Here is a 16082-nt window from a genome sequence, read left to right on the forward strand (position 1 = left end):
TTATTCTATGCCGCGAAGGCCGCAATGCTGAGATGTTATGTCGCAGCAGCGAATTGTTGCGGCCTCAGAACGCCATTGCGGGACCCTCGCCCCTCATATATGAAGTGTCCATGCCCGGACTTATTCGCTTTCGCTGGATCGCCATTGTCTTTTTGTTGCTAGGAACTTTGCCGCTTCTGAAGTGGGGGTATCTGCAACGCCGTGATTTTCCGTACGTCATCGCAGTTCTTATTTTGCTGGGGATCTTCAATATCTTAGCGCAGGGGATTTGGCCGAAAGAAGAAACAGCGAAACAAAGACACGTTCTTGTTCATCTGTGGATTGACCTTCTGGCAGCGGTCGGACTTTTATTTGTCAGTGGTTCCGCAAACAATCCCTTTGTCAGCATTCTTTGCATCCATTCCTTTTTGGGAGGCATGCTTTTGCGCGGTCGCGGTTCTTACCTGTTCGGGGCGACGGTCCTGATTCTTTTGGGATTGCTGCAAATCGAAACTTATCTTGATGCACGCATGACGGTGGGCTTTGATCCTTCCGAGTTGTTTGTCAGTTTTCTGTCGCAATGGGTTTTGATCACGGCTTCTTGGCTTGTCAGTCATTATTTTTCACAGCTCTTGCACAAAAACGAAATGCGCATTCGCCTGCTGCAAAACCGTCAGCATCAAGCCGACCGCTTAAAATCCTTGGGAGCTTTAACGGCCGGTTTTTCGCATCAACTGGCAACGCCGATGAATTCTTTGTCTTTAAGAATGGAAAGAGGCCTGCGCAAACTTGAAACTCAAGAAGTGCTCTCGGCCCGCGAAGAGTTTGTAAAAGCGCAAAACTCTTTACAAGAATGTGTTCAGGTTTTTCAACACATGGCTTCGATCTTTTCCCGCTCTTCGGAAGCTGAATTGCAAACCGTGACTCTGAATCGCCTGGTGCCGGATTTAATCAAAGTGTGGGAAAAAGAACATCCGCCAACGCAAGTTGAACACCAGGCCATGGCAGAGACGATGAAATGTCGTTTGCATGTGCTGGCCTTCTCGCAAACTTTCTTGGACTTGTTGGACAATGCCTATGAAGCTTCGACTTCATCCCAACCTCTCTATGTGCGACTGTATAAGGATATGAATTGGGCGGTGCTTGAAGTAACGGATTTGGGACCAGGATTGTCGCAAGAAATTCTGTCTCGCTTAGGCGAGCCTTTTGTTACCAGCAAAGCGGACGGCAATGGTTTAGGTCTTTACTCCGCCTCGATGATGGCGCAAGCTGCCGGCGGGGAGTTTGAAATTTTTAATAACAGTTCCGGTAAGGGCGCGACGGCGAAACTGCGTCTGCCTTTGGAGGAAGCATGATGGATATCAAAGGTAAAAAACTTTTATTAGTCGAAGACGACAAAGGTTTGCGCGAAGTTCTGACAGAAGAATTGCAAGAGCGCGGATTGATCGTAACAGCTTTTGCCGAAACTCCACCTATTGCCGAAATCGGAGAGCATGATTGGGCTCTTCTTGATTTGCGTGTAGGCTCTGAAAACAGTTTGGATTTTTTAAAAGAACTGAAGGCGAAATATTTCGGCACCAAAGTCGTCATGATGAGCGGATTCGGCAGTGTCGCTTCGGCGGTAAAGGCCATGCAGCTCGGAGCTTTTAACTTTATAGCAAAACCTGTAACGACAGATATGATTCTTAAGGCGTTTACCGATCAGCCTCTGGGCGAAGATGTTCCCGAGAAAGAAATTTCCCTGGCGCGGATGGAGCGCGAATATATCGATTATATTTTGCAGAATTCCGAAGGCAACATCACGCAAGCCGCGAAGAAGCTCGGTTTGCATCGTCAAAGTTTGCAAAGAAAACTTCGCAAGAACATTCCCAAATAAAAAAGGCGCCTAAGCAGCGCCTTCTTTGTTTTCTTTTTTCTTATCAAGAACCATCAAGAGCAGAAGCATTCCGACGCCGCCAACAATCGCCATATCGGCAACGTTAAAGGCTGGCCAGCTCCAGCGCCCGTAAATATGGAAATCCAAAAAGTCGATCACGTAGCGGAAGCGCAAACGGTCGATGTAATTTCCGATAGCACCGCCAAAGATGCTGGAAAGTGCGATGATTTGTTTTGTGTCGTCGTCTTTCACGCCGCGAAGAATTCCCAAGATGATCACCAAAGCGATCGGCGGCATAGAAAGGAAGAAAATCTCGCGGAATGAAGGATGGCTTTCCGCCAGGAATCCAAAAGCCGCTCCGAAATTTCTAACATAAGTAAGATTGAAGAAGTTGGGGATCACGCTGACAGATTCACCCAAGTGAAAGTGCGTGTGCACGTAAACTTTAATCACCTGATCCAAGGCAACCAGGAATCCAGAGATTAGAACTAGCCAGATGTATTTTTTCTTCATGTGCGTCCTCTGCAAAAAACAGCGTGATTTCGAGTATAATGATTTTTGCGGGAGAACTCTACTTCAAAAGGCTCTTTGAGCGGCTAAAGCCGATTTTTATCAACATGCGAAGCGCTTCGAGATCCGAACTGAGGTTAAAGTCCTCTTTGACTTCCTGAATCATGCCTCTAGAGCAGGAATCCAGCTGTTCCAAAATATCAGTATTGCGGGTCATCGCCGTCACCGTCTTTTCGGTATAAGAAACCTGAGTTTGTGTCGGAGTCGCCATCGCCGTTTGTGTTTGGCTGTGCGCTGCTGCCGCTTGCATTGTAACGACCTGAGCCTGCTGTACCGGCTGCACAGGAGGAGGCGTGTGCACAACTGTCTGAGCCGCTACAGGTGCCGAACGGACCGGTCCATCGAGTTCGCCCATGATACCAGCAAGGTTCTTCAATTCATTTTTGAAGTTCTGAATGCTCGGTCTTTCAAGAGCATGGTCACCGTCGCGAGTGGCTTTAAGATACAAGCTAACAAGAATGTCCGGAGTCGTTGCCATCTCTTTGATCGAAGAGTTTTGCACCATCAGCCATTGGTAGGCTTTGAGCAAAATATCTTTCGTGTAAGCCTGTGGTGGCAGTGGGTTCATCGTCATCAGCAAAAGTCTCCGGGGGCAGGGGACTGAAACTACAGATTCCATTACGACGAGTCAATGTAGAGTCGTGAGAAAATCCAAACAATTCAATGCTTAAAAAATACGCATCTCTAGATAGCGGGCTTTTTTCTGATTACAAAACTAGAGGCGTTGCAGAAAATGAAAAAAACCGGCGGAGTTTTTCTTGATTTTTCCCAGCCGGTTTTTTTCTAAGGATTAGTTAGTTCACGTAGTCTTTGGCGTTGATGCCGTATTTTTCAATCTTCCGAAGAAGTGTTTTCTTCGGAATATTCGCGTGGAGCGCTGTTTGATTGATACGGCCGCGGAAGGTCTTCAAAGCTTTGATGATAAATTCTTTTTCGAACGCTTCTTTCTGCGCATTGAAATCAAGGCTTTCTGCACCAGAGAAAGGAACGATTTCTTCGCTATCTAGTTCGTCGGAATCAGAATCCATGTCGCCGTCTTCATCATCGTTGAGATTCGCGTGAGCCTGGACAGCCGGAGCAATTCCCGCAGAAGCAATGCTTTGAGCCGTTTCTAGAACAGGAACATCGATTAGATTTGTTCCCGTAGCGATCAGCAAAGATTCTGGCAACGACGCGATTGTGATGATGTTTGTCATCTCAAGAACGAAGGCGTGTTCAATCACGTTTTCAAGTTCACGAATATTTCCCGGCCAAGAGTGCTTTTTCAAAACAGCCATGGCGTCGGGAGCAATACCGTTGATACGCTTGCCGTGCGCTTGGTTGAATTTCTTAATAAAGATATTCACCATGTGTTCCATATCGTCTTTGCGTTCAGCCAAAGCCGGCAAGAAGATAGGTACGACGTTCAGGCGATAGAAAAGATCTTCGCGGAATGTGCCCGCTTTGATCATATCTTCCAACGGACGATTGGTCGCAGCGATGATGCGAACGTTTGTTGGGAATTCGCGGTTAGAACCTACAGGAGTGAAAACCTTTTCTTGAAGAACGCGCAAGATTTTAACTTGCATCAATTGCGGCATATCGCCCACTTCATCCAAGAAAAGCGTTCCGCCTTCAGCAAATTGGAATTTACCGATTTTACGCTGATCCGCGCCCGTGAAAGAACCTTTTTCGTGTCCAAAAAGCTCAGACTCAAATAAGTTTTCAGGAATAGCCGAGCAGTTGATCGCAACAAATTTTTCGTCTTTGCGTGCAGAGTTGTAGTGGATCGCTTTAGCAACAAGCTCTTTACCTGTTCCCGAAGCCCCGCGAATCAAAACCGGAGTGTCAACTTTAGCAAGACGGTGAATGATGTTAAACACCTTCTGCATTTGCGAAGTATGACCGATGATTTTGCGGCCGGCCTCAACCATCACAGGAGCAGAGGCTGCAATATTTGAAATCAAATTGTGGGCATTCACAGCTTTGTCGATCAGCTGCAGAAGATCTTCACTGCCAACCGGTTTTTGCAGATAGTTGTAGGCACCGTCTTTTACAGCTTGAATCGCGTCGTTCAAAGTCGCGTGAGCTGTCATGATGATAACGATGATACCTGGATCGAATTCTTTGATTTGGCGAAGAGCCTCTAGTCCGTTCATGCGAGGCATGTCGACATCGAGAATGACGAGGTCATATTTCTTCTCACTCGCTTTAACTTTCTCAAGTGCATTGACGCCGTCGAAAGCTTCATCCACTTCGAAACGTTGCGTGATTGCGAGTGCCGATTTGACGGACAATCTTAAGCCCTGATCGTCATCAACAACCAAAACCTTAAGCATGTGTACCCCCTTGCTCGATTGGTAGTTCTACCGTAAAAGTCGATCCATTACCATGGGAAGATTCTACAAAAATCCGTCCCCTGTGCAGTTCTGTAAAATATTTCGCCAAATACAAACCTAAGCCGGAACCCTTGATAGGAGAGCTTTTGGCATTCTTTGAGCGGAAAAACTTCATAAAAATATTCTGTAATTCATCCGAAGGAATGCCGGGCCCCTGATCGGCGACTTGGACGATCACTTTTTCGCTGGTTTCCTCGCTGGAAACCATGATTTTCGTGTCTTCGGGACTGTACTTAATCGCATTTTCAACCAGGTTCGAAAAGACCTGTTTCATCAAATCGGCATCAACAGGGACTGGGAACATGGGTTCCAGTTCAGAAACGATTTGGATTCGTTTCACTTTTGCAAGGAACTCGTGCTTACGAATCACCTCTTGCAGAAGGTTGTTGATATCCTTGCTTTGCAAATTAAGCTGCACGCCTTGGCTTTCGATCCGGCCGTAATTCAAAATCGCATTGATAAATTTTAGAAGGTCGTCGGAAGAGTGTTTGATTGTATCGACCGCTTCGCGCTGTTGCGGGCTGAGTTGTACGGTATCGGAAAGAATCATGTCCGTCATTCCCTGAATGCGCGCAATCGGTGTTTTCAAGTCGTGCGACATCATCGAAATGAAGTTCGTTTTTAACTCTTCAACTTGGCTTAATAGTTTATTCTTTTGGTAGTATTCCCAGCTGCGGCGGTTTTCGACGATCAGACGGTAAGGAATGAAGAAGTAATAACAGAGGAAAATAGTTAAAAGAGGGGCTGCCATCGGAAGCCACCAGCCGCCCAACCAAAATGCAACGGCGCTAAAGCCCACGAAGCCGGCAAGCGTGCTCGCTAAAACGATAAGACCCCGCGTAGGTTTCATCGTCAGCACAACATGTGTCGTAAGAATCGATGCTAATAAAATAAAGAGCCAGTTCACAAACTTAGGCGCTTTTTGCGGACCCGAGTTGCGAATCAAAGTGTCGATCGTGTTAGCCTGCAACTCAATACGAGTCATCGCGGTGACTTCGCGGCTGTAAGGACTTGTGATGTATTCCGCTTCGTCCAAACCTAAATCGGTCCCGATCAAAACGATTTTGTCTTTAAAGCGTGAAGCCTCTGCCTGTCCCGAAACAACGGACTCGAAGGAAGACGAAGGGTAAGTTTTCGCGGGATGGAAATCAATGTATGCTTGATCGGTTCCATAGAAATCAAAATGCCCGCGAACGTTTTTAATATCCGCCGCCGCAGGATTTACGAGACTAGCAAGTTGAACAGGCAACAACGAGCGGCCCTGGTACGTCAAAATCATACGGCGAGTAACACCGTCTTTTGCGAAGTTGACGAGATCCGTTGTCTTCGGAGCCGGAGACAACGACATTTTTTCCAGAGGATCAGCCAAGAAAAGTTGATTTTCTTCGCCCTTAAGCGGTGTCGTTCGTCCCGCGACAAAAACATTTCCACTTTGTACGACGGTGGCTTCCCACTCGTTTTTCTCGGGAGTGGAGCCGGGTGTTTCAACCACGTTGAAATCATAAACCACCGCTTTTGCACCGGCAGCTTCCAGGTTTTTCAAAAGGGCGTTTTGTTCTTTTGCGGAAGGCAGGCCCTTATAAAGCTGTACGGTTTGCGGCGTGATGTAGATGAGTTCGATATTCCCAGAAGTCGGATTAAAAAGCTTAGTGCGAACGCGAAGGTCGTAAAGGTACGATTCAATATATTCAAGATTAATCTGCGCAATAAAGAATGAGATGCCCATGGCGAACGCCATACGCAAAGCGACCTTATAAGCTCCTCTTTTGGAGGAGGATGTCTCTTCAAGGGAGGGAGGAAGAGTCATAATCTCGATTCTTTATTTAAGTTTCTAAAAAACTAACGTACCGGAATGCAGCCTTCACCAGTTCCACCAGTGCCAGGTCCCATCAATTGAGTCGACGGAGTTGTCACGGGTTTCAGAGGTTTGATTTTTTTAATATGTGTCTGTTTCATAAATGTCCTCATTAGCAGGAAACCCTGCTTTTTTTATAATATAACAATGCAGTTCCAATCAAGCTGCGAGTGCGGAAGCAAAACTGACCATCTTTTTGGTGTTTGTTTCCGGTTGCTTGCTTGTGAATGAACATACAGCCACCGCCGCACATAAAGCGGGCCCAGCAGTTTTGGCAGCTGTTCTGTTCAATAAGGGGCGCCTCATACCCTTTCAGACGCTCCTCATTGAGTTCGCTTCCTTGTCCCACTTGTTCGGCCTTATTGCCGACTTCCCACGGGCATGTGAAGAGGTTGTTCTTCGCATCCACCATCAAGAAGGACTTGCCGGCGCCACAGAAATTTTCTGTCTGTTGTTGGTTATCGAGCGCCGAGAAGTATTGATCAAAAAGGCCGATTTTGCGCAACTCAGATTCACCGCCTGCAGCATAAGCGCGGGCGGCGATTTCATTCATTTGCGCTACGAACTCTTTATTGCTGGCGTCGTCGTTTTCTTCAACGGAGTAAGTGAATTCGTAACGATCGACGTTCAGCGAACGGTAAAACTCATAAGCCGCAATCACGTTCAAGTTTTCGCGATTGAAAACGCCGTGCGCGGTAAGAAGGCCCAAAGACTCTTTAGCTGCTACAAGCTGACGAAGACCTTCGACGACAAGAGCTGTGCTGCCAGCGCCGTTTTTCATAGGGCGAGCTTTGTCGTTAGACTCTGCAGGACCGTCCACGCTGACAGTCACGTTGGCTTTGATGTTTTTCAAAACTTGCAAAGTTTTTTCGTTAATTAAAGTTCCATTTGTCACGATGGAAAAACCAGCTTGAATATTTCTTCCCGCCGTCATCAAGCGCACGTAATTGCTGATTTCCTGAATTCCCTCAGGATACAAAAGCGGCTCGCCGCCCAAGAAAGTGATTTTAAAACGGCTGTTGTCGGGAAGGCGTTCGATAAAGAACTTCAATTGTGGCAAAGTTTTTTCAACGTTGATTTTTGTTTGCGGAGAGCCGTAAGTTCCGTCTCCGCCGGCCGCGCAATAAGTGCACTTCAAATTGCAGATTTGCGTGACGTTGATGGTAAGGCTACGGATGCCCGGAGAAAGCTTTCCTGATTTCACCTCAGGGTTATTTTCTTGTTCCCAGTTTTGCAATTCTTCAGAAACGTCGGAAGTCAGGATTTGTTTTTCCATTACTTCCCACATCTCTTCCGAGATCTCAGCGACTTCAAGATTGCGGGCATGGAAAGCCAGCGGAGCTCCCTGGTTCCATTTAAATGCCACAATGTCTTTGAATCGTCGTTGTTCCATGCCGTAAGTGAGGACTGCAATAAGCGTTCCATAATGAGACATCCGAAGGTCGTTAAAATATCTTTTAAAATCAACAACTTACCTTTTGAAAAGTGGTGCAAATTGAACCCTTAAAATAGGCACCCGGGGACAAAAGGAAACTATTTCATGAATGTCAAAAGGCTCAACTCAACGAAAACATATTTGTTTTATGGCCTCATGGCCCTCGTCAGGTCGTGGGTACTTAGGGCTATACTTTTTCAAGGGCCGTGGATTGAATCCGGATTTTTGGTAGCCTTTGTATCTATATGTTCAATGCAAGTACTTCCCACGGCAAAAGATTCGTAGATCAACAGGTGCTCAAACTCAAGAATGGGGAAATCCTTTTTCGTGAAGGTGATCTCAGTCGTGAAATGTATATCGTGCAACACGGGAGCATCGAAGTTTTTAAAAAGGTCGATGAGAAAACCATTATCCTCGGTCGTGTGGAAAGAGGCAGTATGGTGGGAGAGATGTCACTTCTGGAATCTCTGCCGCGCTCGGCTTCAGCGCAAGCGGTGGGCGAGACCACGCTTTTGGTTTTTGATCCGGGCAGCTTTCTTTTAAAAATTCGCCGCGACCCCACATTTGCTTTTGAGCTGATGAAGCTTCTAAGTGGTCGCATCCGTCAGACCAACGAAAAGTTGGTAGCATTGTTGGCTGCGGAACAGCTCTCTAAAAACGCTCTCGAAAAAGTGGTTGAGTCGAATTTATGATTATCGACGTGACGACTGAAAAAATGGTGGTCATCTCGGATCTTCATTTGGGAAATCCATTTTCAAGCTCCAAGAAACAGCTGATTGAGTTTCTTTATTGGGCGGCGGAAAACAAATACGACGTGTGCATTAACGGAGACGGGCTTGAAATCGCACAAGTGTCATTCAGAAAACTGGCGGAGGATGTGCCCGAAGTCTTCCGCGCGGTGAAGGCGATCTCGCGCGCGGGCAATCGCGTTTTTTACATTGTCGGAAATCACGATATTCTACTCGAAAATTTCCTGGAAGATTGGGGCTCGTTGATCCTGGCTCCTTTTCTTAACGTGCGCTGTGGTTCGCAAAGAATTCGCATCGAGCACGGTCATCTGTATGACCCGTTTTTTGTGAAACGTCCTGATCTCTATGAATTCCTGACGTGGTTGGGAGGATTCGTTTTGATGGTCAGTCCTCGCGCCTACAAAGCGTGGATTAAGTTTGAAGAATGGAAATCAAGAGTGCGCCGAATTCTTACGGTGAAAAGTGAAGTGGAAACTCTTCCCGGTGAACATCCTGATTTCGTTATCGCGGCTGAAGAGATTTGCTCGCGCGGTTTTGATGCCATTATTTTCGGTCACACTCATCACGCTGGGGAACTGCCTTTGCCTCAAGGGCGTTATTTTAATAGCGGCTCGTGGCTCATACATCCGAACTTTATTAACATTCAAGAGACCTCTGTCGAGGTAAAATCGTTCTCTTCTGGCCTGTTTCAACCCGAGAATAATTTCTCGAATAAAGCATTCCCAAAATAAGAGTGATTTCCTAAATTTAGGCTAGGGAACGACCGATAAGATTCCTATGATGACACGTGGATTACTGTACGTACTTGCAGTCCTCGGAATCTTCGCTTTACCGGCTTGCTCTTTAGAAGCCCAACTTGATGATTTCAACAGCAAGAACCAACTCTTTCTTTCGTTTGACGAGAATAACAAGGCGGTGACGTCAGCGAATTATCGTTCTTACGCGGTTAAGGGCGTCTGCCAAAACGTGGGTGAAGACGTTCAGATTGACGTGGAAGGCTTCGGTGTTTTCACAACAACGTGCCAAAGTGACAAAACATTTTCGATGAATTTGGACTTGAACGGCATTTCTGAAGGCGAATTTTTCATCAGCGCGAAACAAGAAGAAACGGAAATCAAGAAAACTTCCCAGGACCAAAAAAATATCACGGTGGACTTAACTCCACCGACTGTGACCGTGGATCCTCCGGATAATAAACAAAACTATTCGGTGTCGTCGTTGCGCGCGAACTATCCTATCGCGGGAACCTGTTCGGATGCTTTCAATGTCGTGAAAATTTCAACTTCATTGTCTCAGGAATACATGGCGGTGTGTTCGGCATCGCTGCGTTGGGAAATTAAACTGAATCTTTCTTCTGAGACAGCGGGTTCGATCGATTTCTACGTTCAGCATTTCGATGCTGCTGGAAACGTGTCGACGACGGCGACGACGAATATCGCTTACCCACAATGGCAGAAAATCGGCCCGGCCATTTCATCTACAGGTGTGCCGAGCGCGCGCACGATCACGCAATACGGTGACTCCGGCCGTTTGCTTGTTGCTGTGCCTTTGCGCAATGATGATCTCATCGATATTGGAATCGTGAATTTCAATAATACGGGTTTAAGTCGAATCAATCCTCTATCAGGTCAGTGGGCTTTGGATTATACAAGACCCATAATTGCCGTGCCTAAACATGGTCGTGCGATTTATGCTCGGGCAACTGTCGGTCGAGCACAGCTGCGTGAAATTCACTCGATTAAAATTGATGGTACTGATGACAAAGTTTTGATGGGGCCCACGCCGGAAAATCCCGTGGGTGGCGTTGGAACTTTTGCTTATGCTTTGACTCCGAATCAAGATCTTTTGATAGCCGCAGGTGACATCGAAGGTACGGATAATGAGTTTAATCTTTATGCCATTAGTGTTCTTTCGGGCGTCAAAATCAAACTTAATGGTGCCATGGTGGCCGGCGGTGACGTGCGGGAATTTGTGATTACACCAAACGGTGAGGAAGTTGTTTTCCGCGCCGACAAAGACACGGATGAAGGTGTCAATCTTTACGCCGTGAAAGTCGATGGTACGAACTTGCGCCGCTTGGGTCCTGCGATGGCAAGCGGCAAGATGACTTATACGGGATTCAAAGTCAGTCCTGACAGCAAGTGGGTGCTGTTCCGTGATAATCAAAGTTTTCTGAGCGGTACAAACACGGGAATGTCTGTCGTGTCCCTCGAGACGGGAGAAGTGCATAGTTTGCTCGGCTCATCTACGACCGGTTTCACAGAGCTAGGTTCGTTCAGTCCCGACTCGAAATATGTCGCTTATCGCGTCGATAGAACGACAGCCACGTGTTACGCGCTCGAGATTTTCAACTTGCAAACGAAAGTTGAAACGGAGCTTTCTCCTCCGTGCGCGACGGTGTCGAGCGACGTTATGACATACGCATGGTCGAATAATTCGCAAAAGCTGGCTTTCGGCTTGGGTTCGAGTGCGGCTTACTATGATCTTCACGTTGTAAATATCGATAAAACGGGTTTGCTTAAACTGACCTCTGTTGCAACGGCAAGAAATGGTGTGCATGGCGGATATAAAGACCGTGCGCTTCTCTTTACTCCGGATGACTCCAAGATTGTTTTTCAGGCGGATCTTTCGGGAGTGGCGCGAGCTGCGACGGGCGACATGAAGTTTGATCTTTATTCGACGAAAGCGGATGGTTCCGAAGCTCCTGTGAAGCTGACGAACATGTCGAATCCCTCTGTCTATCGTGATTATTATGGCGTGGAGATTAGTCCTACAGGCGATCGCGTTGTTTTCATTGCGGACTTGGAAGTTGACGGTAGATACGAAATTTATTTAGCCGCGCTGGATGGCAGCGTGACGAAAAAACTCAATCCGCCTCTCTTGTCATCGCAAAGTAATGTCGCCACGGGCTCGCAAAACTATTTCTATGACTGGGTCCGTAACACAGCAGTTTTCCTTGCGGATACGATAACGGATGGCGTTCAGGGCATTTACCTGTCAAGTCTTAGTCTGCCGACGCCGACTTTAACCAGCATTACGCTGCCAACGGTGATATCAGGAGACTTCGTCACGGCTCAAGGCTCAGCCAATGGCGCGAAAGTTCTTGTGCGGGTGAATCCAACGAACGACGGTGAAATGCACTTATATCTTGGCGATGCTGACGGATCGAATTTAAACCGAGTGACGAAGAATTATCCTGCGGGCGGCGGCACGTTGCGAACTTGGTTGTTGAGTGACGATGGAACAAAAGTCTTCTACATCGCCGACCAAGATAATGCGGGAGTCGAAGAGCTTTACGTAACCGACATCGCGGTTGGGACGCCTGTGAAACTGAATGCCGCAATTACGGCCGTGGGTGGTAATGTCACGAAGTTCAAGTATGTGCCTTCGATCAATAAAGTGGTTTATCAAGCGGATTTGACGACAGATTCTGTGATGGATCTTTACGCTGTGAATTTGGATGGAACCGGGCATACAAAACTGACGCCCGCTTATTCGCATACAACTAAGTTTACGGACTGGGACGTCGCTGCTAATGGTGATTTCGTCGCCGTGCTTTGGGATTACCGAGTCGCTGAAAAAGTCGAACTGGATAAAATTCCTTTGGCTGGCGGAGCTCCGATTGCGTTGAACGCGGCGATTGCGAACTCATTAGATCTTGTCGGCTTCGCGATTTCACCGGACTCGAATTGGGTTTGTTATTATGGTGGTTTAACAGTCGCAAGAAGAAGCGACGTGAGAGTCGTAAATGCCGCAACACCGGCGACAAACTATTTGGTGGACGTCGGTTTTGATACCACAAGAATGGTCACTGATTGTGAATTCACTCCCGACTCTGAATACGCGGTTATTAAAGGAGACTGGCTGACCGATGCGAAAATAATGATAAAAACTTTCAACGTGGCGACGCAAAATCTGTATACGTTGAATGCTTCGTTGCCAACGAACTCCCACACCAGTTGGTCGGAAACTCTGATAGAGGGAGGGAATAAAAGATTCATCACTCTCAGTGAAACGGTACCGGAAGTTTTTGAACTGTACAGCATGAACTTCGATGGCACTGACAACAAAAAGATCAGCCAAAATCCTTATGCGGGCGGGCAGGTTAACGCGAGTAATGGTCAAGCTGTGCGAATCATGAACGATGCGGATCGCACGATTGTTTATTCCGGTTTGATTGATACCTTGGGTCAGTGGGATCTTTACGCCGTCAAGTGGGACGGAACACAGAAACGCAAGCTTGTGACTCTGCCGGCTTACGCCGATATTTACGATTTCAATGTGGTGCCGAATTCAAATCGTGTGTTCTTCCGTTCGGATCTTTCGAAAGATGGAACACTCAGCCTTTATTCAGTGGCTTTGGACGGGACGGGTTTGAAGAACTACATGCCAGGACTTTCTGGAAGCAGCGGAGTCTGGAATAACCATGCTGTGACAAATACGCACGTCATCTTTACAAGCGATGCTTATCAGAATCAGGTTCTCGATCTCTTTATCGATCCTATCTAAAATAAAAAAGCCCAGGAAGACCTGGGCTTTTGCATTCAAAAATATCTTTTCAATACTATTGCAGAGGCGCTGGAACAGCGGAAGCGCTGAACTCGCCGTTTGAATCCGTGAACAAACGAAGATCGAAAGATCTGTCGTGGATGATATTCTGGATATACATCAAAGAGCGATACAGTTTTTCTTCTGCAAAGTTACCGAAACTGTGCTGGATTTGCGGAACGCCTTTCGCAGAGACGATCAATTCGTAGCGCAAAAGATTTGAACGTTGTTCCATTGGCAAGAATGACATTAAGAAACCAATGCCACGCTCTTTCCAAACTGGAATTTGCTGCAAGTCTTCAAACGCTTCGAAGCGCTGTTGAACTGTTTTCGTTGGGTCGATCACGATCGCAAGACGGTCGCCTACACGACGGATATCGCCTGTGAAAGCAGAAATCCAGTTGAAGAGGTAATCGATCGGAGCGTTTCCACCGATCAAAGGACGTGAACGAGGACGGCCTTTCAACTCGATGTACTTTTCGAAGCGAGCTGCGATAGCCTCTTTGCCAAGGTACGGAAGCATGCTCAAAGCTTCAGGGTTAAAGAACACTTCTTGTTTAAAGTACCCGTTCACCAATTTGCCGTTGACGCTGTTCCATGCCGACCAGTTTACCTTGTTGTACTCTTCATTGCCGATTGTTTCACGAACCAGGCGTTGAATTTCAGTGAGATCTTTTTTGGAAACGTCCTTCATCTTCATTTCTGCGCTGGAAGTCAGAGTCACAAAACGAGTCGGAGCCCAGTTTCTATCCGCCGTGAAAAGCAAGTTAGACGTCATCAATGTTTCTTCACCGAAAAGACCGAAAAGGATTTTCGTTTTTTTGTAGCGAGAAAGAGTATCAAGCAAGAAATACTGTTCTTGATCGCGTTTGTCATAAGAAAGAACTTTGTTTTCGCCGTAAGCTTTACCAGCTTCAAACTTCCACAAGCTCAAACCGAATTTAATACGGGCATCTTTATTGTAACCTTCAGAAGAGCCTTTGAAGACGCGGTCAATACGACGCTCTTGCGGAGGCAAAAGTGAATCTTCCAAAGCGATGTCTTCGATATCCGTCAAATCCGTCAAAAGTTCTTGAGTCAAATCTTTGCGAGACGCCGTTGGATTCGCAATTTTGATGTCTTTCAATTGAACTTTATTAAGCATCAAGCTGTCGTAAGCTTGCGCCGCCTGTGCGTTGTTCAAGTCGAAAACGTAATCAAGCATGATCACGTCATTTTTAGAAAGACCGGTGCGTACGTCAAATGGCGTGATGCTCAACCACTTTTCGATTTTGTTATCGAAAATGCTGATGCCGAAGATGTCGAGTTCTTCCGCTAGATCAACGCCGGCGTTAGCACCGACACCTTTGCCACGAATAGCAATCAACTTCACGCGCATTTTGTTGTCAGCCATACGGAAAAGGTGAACCATAAATTCACCAGAGATAAACGCGTGCGTTGAAGCGCCCGCCGTAAAATCACCTTTAAGAACGTCGTGACTCAAAGAAACGACGAAAGAAAGTTTTCCTTCAAATGCAACGAAGTCGCCAGGTACAAGACGTTCGATGGCTTTTTTTGCAGTGAACGGAAGATTTCTTGGCGTGTAAGGAAGCGCCAGCAAAGAGTCTTTTTGATTTTTAAACTGACGAGCAAAGATAATGTCAGAACCTTTTTCCAGGTTCATTCCCACCGGAGTATCAAGATCGTCGATGAAATCGCCCGGATTCAAACCGAATTTAAGGCTGTATTTGTCGATGCGAGTGTAGAAGCCATCTACGTAAGACGGTTCTGATTCAATACGGTAGCGAAGTGAAGTCGAAATACCTTCCAGGATTTCTGCATTCACGAGGCTGATGTTCGCACCGATCTCTTGTTTTGCCACTTCTTTTTGGATTCGTTCCCAAATGTTGGCAGGTTTTAGAACTTCCCAGCCAGCTTGTGCCGGCGTTGCGGAAAGTACCGTGAATCCCGAAGCTAAAACTAGCGTCAGGAGGTTCTTTTTGAGCGTCATAAAGCTCTCCCTCTCTCTAAAGCGCCCAGTTAGACTGCAGGACTCGTACCGGAAAAGTTTCCCTTCAGTTCCAATACGTGCAAGTACAAGGGCGCGCCCATTAAGTCAGATATCGAGTTTTTTTACAACTCGAGTATTTCTTGCAAACCTGCGAAGTGCTCCAGAACTTTCCAAAAACACCTCAGATTCACGAGGAAGAGCTGAATAACAAGGAATTCCCGAAACACAAAACCAAAAAGAGTAAACGCTCGATAATTACCGGTAAATGCCGCTTGGCTTCAGAAAGAGATTGTCGGTCCTGCATGTGAATGATGAGATGAATGTATGAAGGTGAAGTTCATTTTGAACGGTGAAGAAATCGAAGTCGAAGGAGAATCCGGGCGTAGCATTCTTGATATTGCTCTGATTGCCGGCATTCATCCACCGTACTCTTGTATGGAAGGTCATTGCGGCACTTGCACGGCGAAAATCGAAGTGGGCGAGGTCAGCGAAGACAAGACTCCCGATGGAAAAGTTCGCACCTGTCAGGCACTACCTAAGTCGGACTACGTTGTTGTCGATTACGATAAAGGCCAGTCCAATTAATATGTGTTTGATTCGTGTTTGCAAACACGTATTCTAATTTAAGTATGTCGCTTACCGTGAAATTTTGGGGGGTCCGTGGCTCCTTGCCGTCGTCACCTCCACCCTTGGATTGGTCTT

Annotated in this window: 12 protein-coding genes; 6 read left to right on the forward strand and 6 right to left on the reverse strand. The window is 46.7% G+C overall.

Features of this window, described 5'->3' with window-relative positions; translation table 11 throughout:
• The first annotated feature begins 110 nt into the window (after window positions 1-110).
• Window positions 111-1334, forward strand: a complete 1224-nt coding sequence (locus tag QJS83_RS04265; protein ID WP_284607863.1) for a sensor histidine kinase — start codon at window positions 111-113, stop codon at window positions 1332-1334.
• Complete coding sequence (locus QJS83_RS04270; RefSeq protein ID WP_284607864.1) at window positions 1331-1855, forward strand: response regulator transcription factor; 525 nt, start codon at window positions 1331-1333, stop codon at window positions 1853-1855. Before QJS83_RS04265 ends, QJS83_RS04270 begins: the two co-directional genes overlap by 4 nt.
• Before the next feature lie 9 nt (window positions 1856-1864).
• Here the strand turns inward: QJS83_RS04270 and lspA are convergent, their stop codons facing one another.
• The 5 genes from lspA to QJS83_RS04295 form a co-directional block, all read right to left on the reverse strand.
• Entirely contained in the window at window positions 1865-2368 is a 504-nt protein-coding gene (gene lspA, locus QJS83_RS04275) for a signal peptidase II (protein ID WP_284607865.1), read from the reverse strand.
• A gap of 58 nt (window positions 2369-2426) precedes the next feature.
• A complete protein-coding gene (locus QJS83_RS04280) occupies window positions 2427-2999 on the reverse strand; it encodes a hypothetical protein (RefSeq protein ID WP_284607866.1) in 573 nt (190 codons plus the stop codon).
• A gap of 220 nt (window positions 3000-3219) precedes the next feature.
• Complete coding sequence (locus QJS83_RS04285) at window positions 3220-4743, reverse strand: sigma-54-dependent transcriptional regulator (protein WP_284607867.1); 1524 nt, start codon at window positions 4741-4743, stop codon at window positions 3220-3222.
• Window positions 4736-6610 carry an ATP-binding protein gene (locus tag QJS83_RS04290; protein WP_284607868.1) on the reverse strand — a complete coding sequence of 625 codons (1875 nt, stop codon included), beginning with the start codon at window positions 6608-6610 and terminating at the stop codon, window positions 4736-4738. The genes QJS83_RS04285 and QJS83_RS04290 overlap by 8 nt, the downstream gene beginning before the upstream one ends.
• A gap of 160 nt (window positions 6611-6770) precedes the next feature.
• The gene (locus QJS83_RS04295) at window positions 6771-8093 is read right to left on the reverse strand and encodes a radical SAM/SPASM domain-containing protein (RefSeq protein ID WP_284607869.1); all 1323 of its coding nucleotides are present in this window, start codon (window positions 8091-8093) and stop codon (window positions 6771-6773) included.
• Between the two features lie 245 nt (window positions 8094-8338).
• On the opposite strand from QJS83_RS04295, the gene QJS83_RS04300 reads away from it, so the two are divergent.
• Genes QJS83_RS04300 through QJS83_RS04310 form a run of 3 tightly spaced genes read left to right on the forward strand, consistent with a single transcriptional unit; the run spans window position 8339 to window position 13351 of the window.
• The gene (locus tag QJS83_RS04300; RefSeq protein WP_284607870.1) at window positions 8339-8785 is read left to right on the forward strand and encodes a Crp/Fnr family transcriptional regulator; all 447 of its coding nucleotides are present in this window, start codon (window positions 8339-8341) and stop codon (window positions 8783-8785) included.
• On the forward strand, window positions 8782-9573 hold the full coding sequence (locus QJS83_RS04305) for a UDP-2,3-diacylglucosamine diphosphatase (RefSeq protein WP_284607871.1): 792 nt from the start codon (window positions 8782-8784) through the stop codon (window positions 9571-9573). The genes QJS83_RS04300 and QJS83_RS04305 overlap by 4 nt, the downstream gene beginning before the upstream one ends.
• Window positions 9574-9619: 46 nt before the next feature.
• On the forward strand, window positions 9620-13351 hold the full coding sequence (locus QJS83_RS04310; protein WP_284607872.1) for a TolB-like translocation protein: 3732 nt from the start codon (window positions 9620-9622) through the stop codon (window positions 13349-13351).
• A gap of 55 nt (window positions 13352-13406) precedes the next feature.
• On the opposite strand, the gene QJS83_RS04315 is transcribed toward QJS83_RS04310, so the two are convergent.
• On the reverse strand, window positions 13407-15380 hold the full coding sequence (locus tag QJS83_RS04315) for a hypothetical protein (RefSeq protein WP_284607873.1): 1974 nt from the start codon (window positions 15378-15380) through the stop codon (window positions 13407-13409).
• A gap of 324 nt (window positions 15381-15704) precedes the next feature.
• On the opposite strand from QJS83_RS04315, the gene QJS83_RS04320 reads away from it, so the two are divergent.
• Window positions 15705-15965: a 2Fe-2S iron-sulfur cluster binding domain-containing protein gene (locus QJS83_RS04320; RefSeq protein ID WP_284607874.1), complete on the forward strand. Its 261-nt coding sequence runs from the start codon at window positions 15705-15707 to the stop codon at window positions 15963-15965.
• Window positions 15966-16082: the final 117 nt, after the last annotated feature.

This window comes from Bdellovibrio sp. 22V, from assembly GCF_030169785.1.
Taxonomy (GTDB): Bacteria; Bdellovibrionota; Bdellovibrionia; order Bdellovibrionales; family Bdellovibrionaceae; genus Bdellovibrio.

Coding starts and splice junctions, on each gene's coding strand:
- QJS83_RS04265 (WP_284607863.1), top strand. CDS start 111: ATGCCCGGACTTATTCGCTTTCGCTGGATCGCCATTGTCTTTTTGTTG.
- QJS83_RS04270 (WP_284607864.1), top strand. CDS start 1,331: ATGATGGATATCAAAGGTAAAAAACTTTTATTAGTCGAAGACGACAAA.
- lspA (WP_284607865.1), bottom strand. CDS start 2,368: ATGAAGAAAAAATACATCTGGCTAGTTCTAATCTCTGGATTCCTGGTT.
- QJS83_RS04280 (WP_284607866.1), bottom strand. CDS start 2,999: ATGACGATGAACCCACTGCCACCACAGGCTTACACGAAAGATATTTTG.
- QJS83_RS04285 (WP_284607867.1), bottom strand. CDS start 4,743: ATGCTTAAGGTTTTGGTTGTTGATGACGATCAGGGCTTAAGATTGTCC.
- QJS83_RS04290 (WP_284607868.1), bottom strand. CDS start 6,610: ATGACTCTTCCTCCCTCCCTTGAAGAGACATCCTCCTCCAAAAGAGGA.
- QJS83_RS04295 (WP_284607869.1), bottom strand. CDS start 8,093: ATGTCTCATTATGGAACGCTTATTGCAGTCCTCACTTACGGCATGGAA.
- QJS83_RS04300 (WP_284607870.1), top strand. CDS start 8,339: ATGTTCAATGCAAGTACTTCCCACGGCAAAAGATTCGTAGATCAACAG.
- QJS83_RS04305 (WP_284607871.1), top strand. CDS start 8,782: ATGATTATCGACGTGACGACTGAAAAAATGGTGGTCATCTCGGATCTT.
- QJS83_RS04310 (WP_284607872.1), top strand. CDS start 9,620: ATGATGACACGTGGATTACTGTACGTACTTGCAGTCCTCGGAATCTTC.
- QJS83_RS04315 (WP_284607873.1), bottom strand. CDS start 15,380: ATGACGCTCAAAAAGAACCTCCTGACGCTAGTTTTAGCTTCGGGATTC.
- QJS83_RS04320 (WP_284607874.1), top strand. CDS start 15,705: ATGAAGGTGAAGTTCATTTTGAACGGTGAAGAAATCGAAGTCGAAGGA.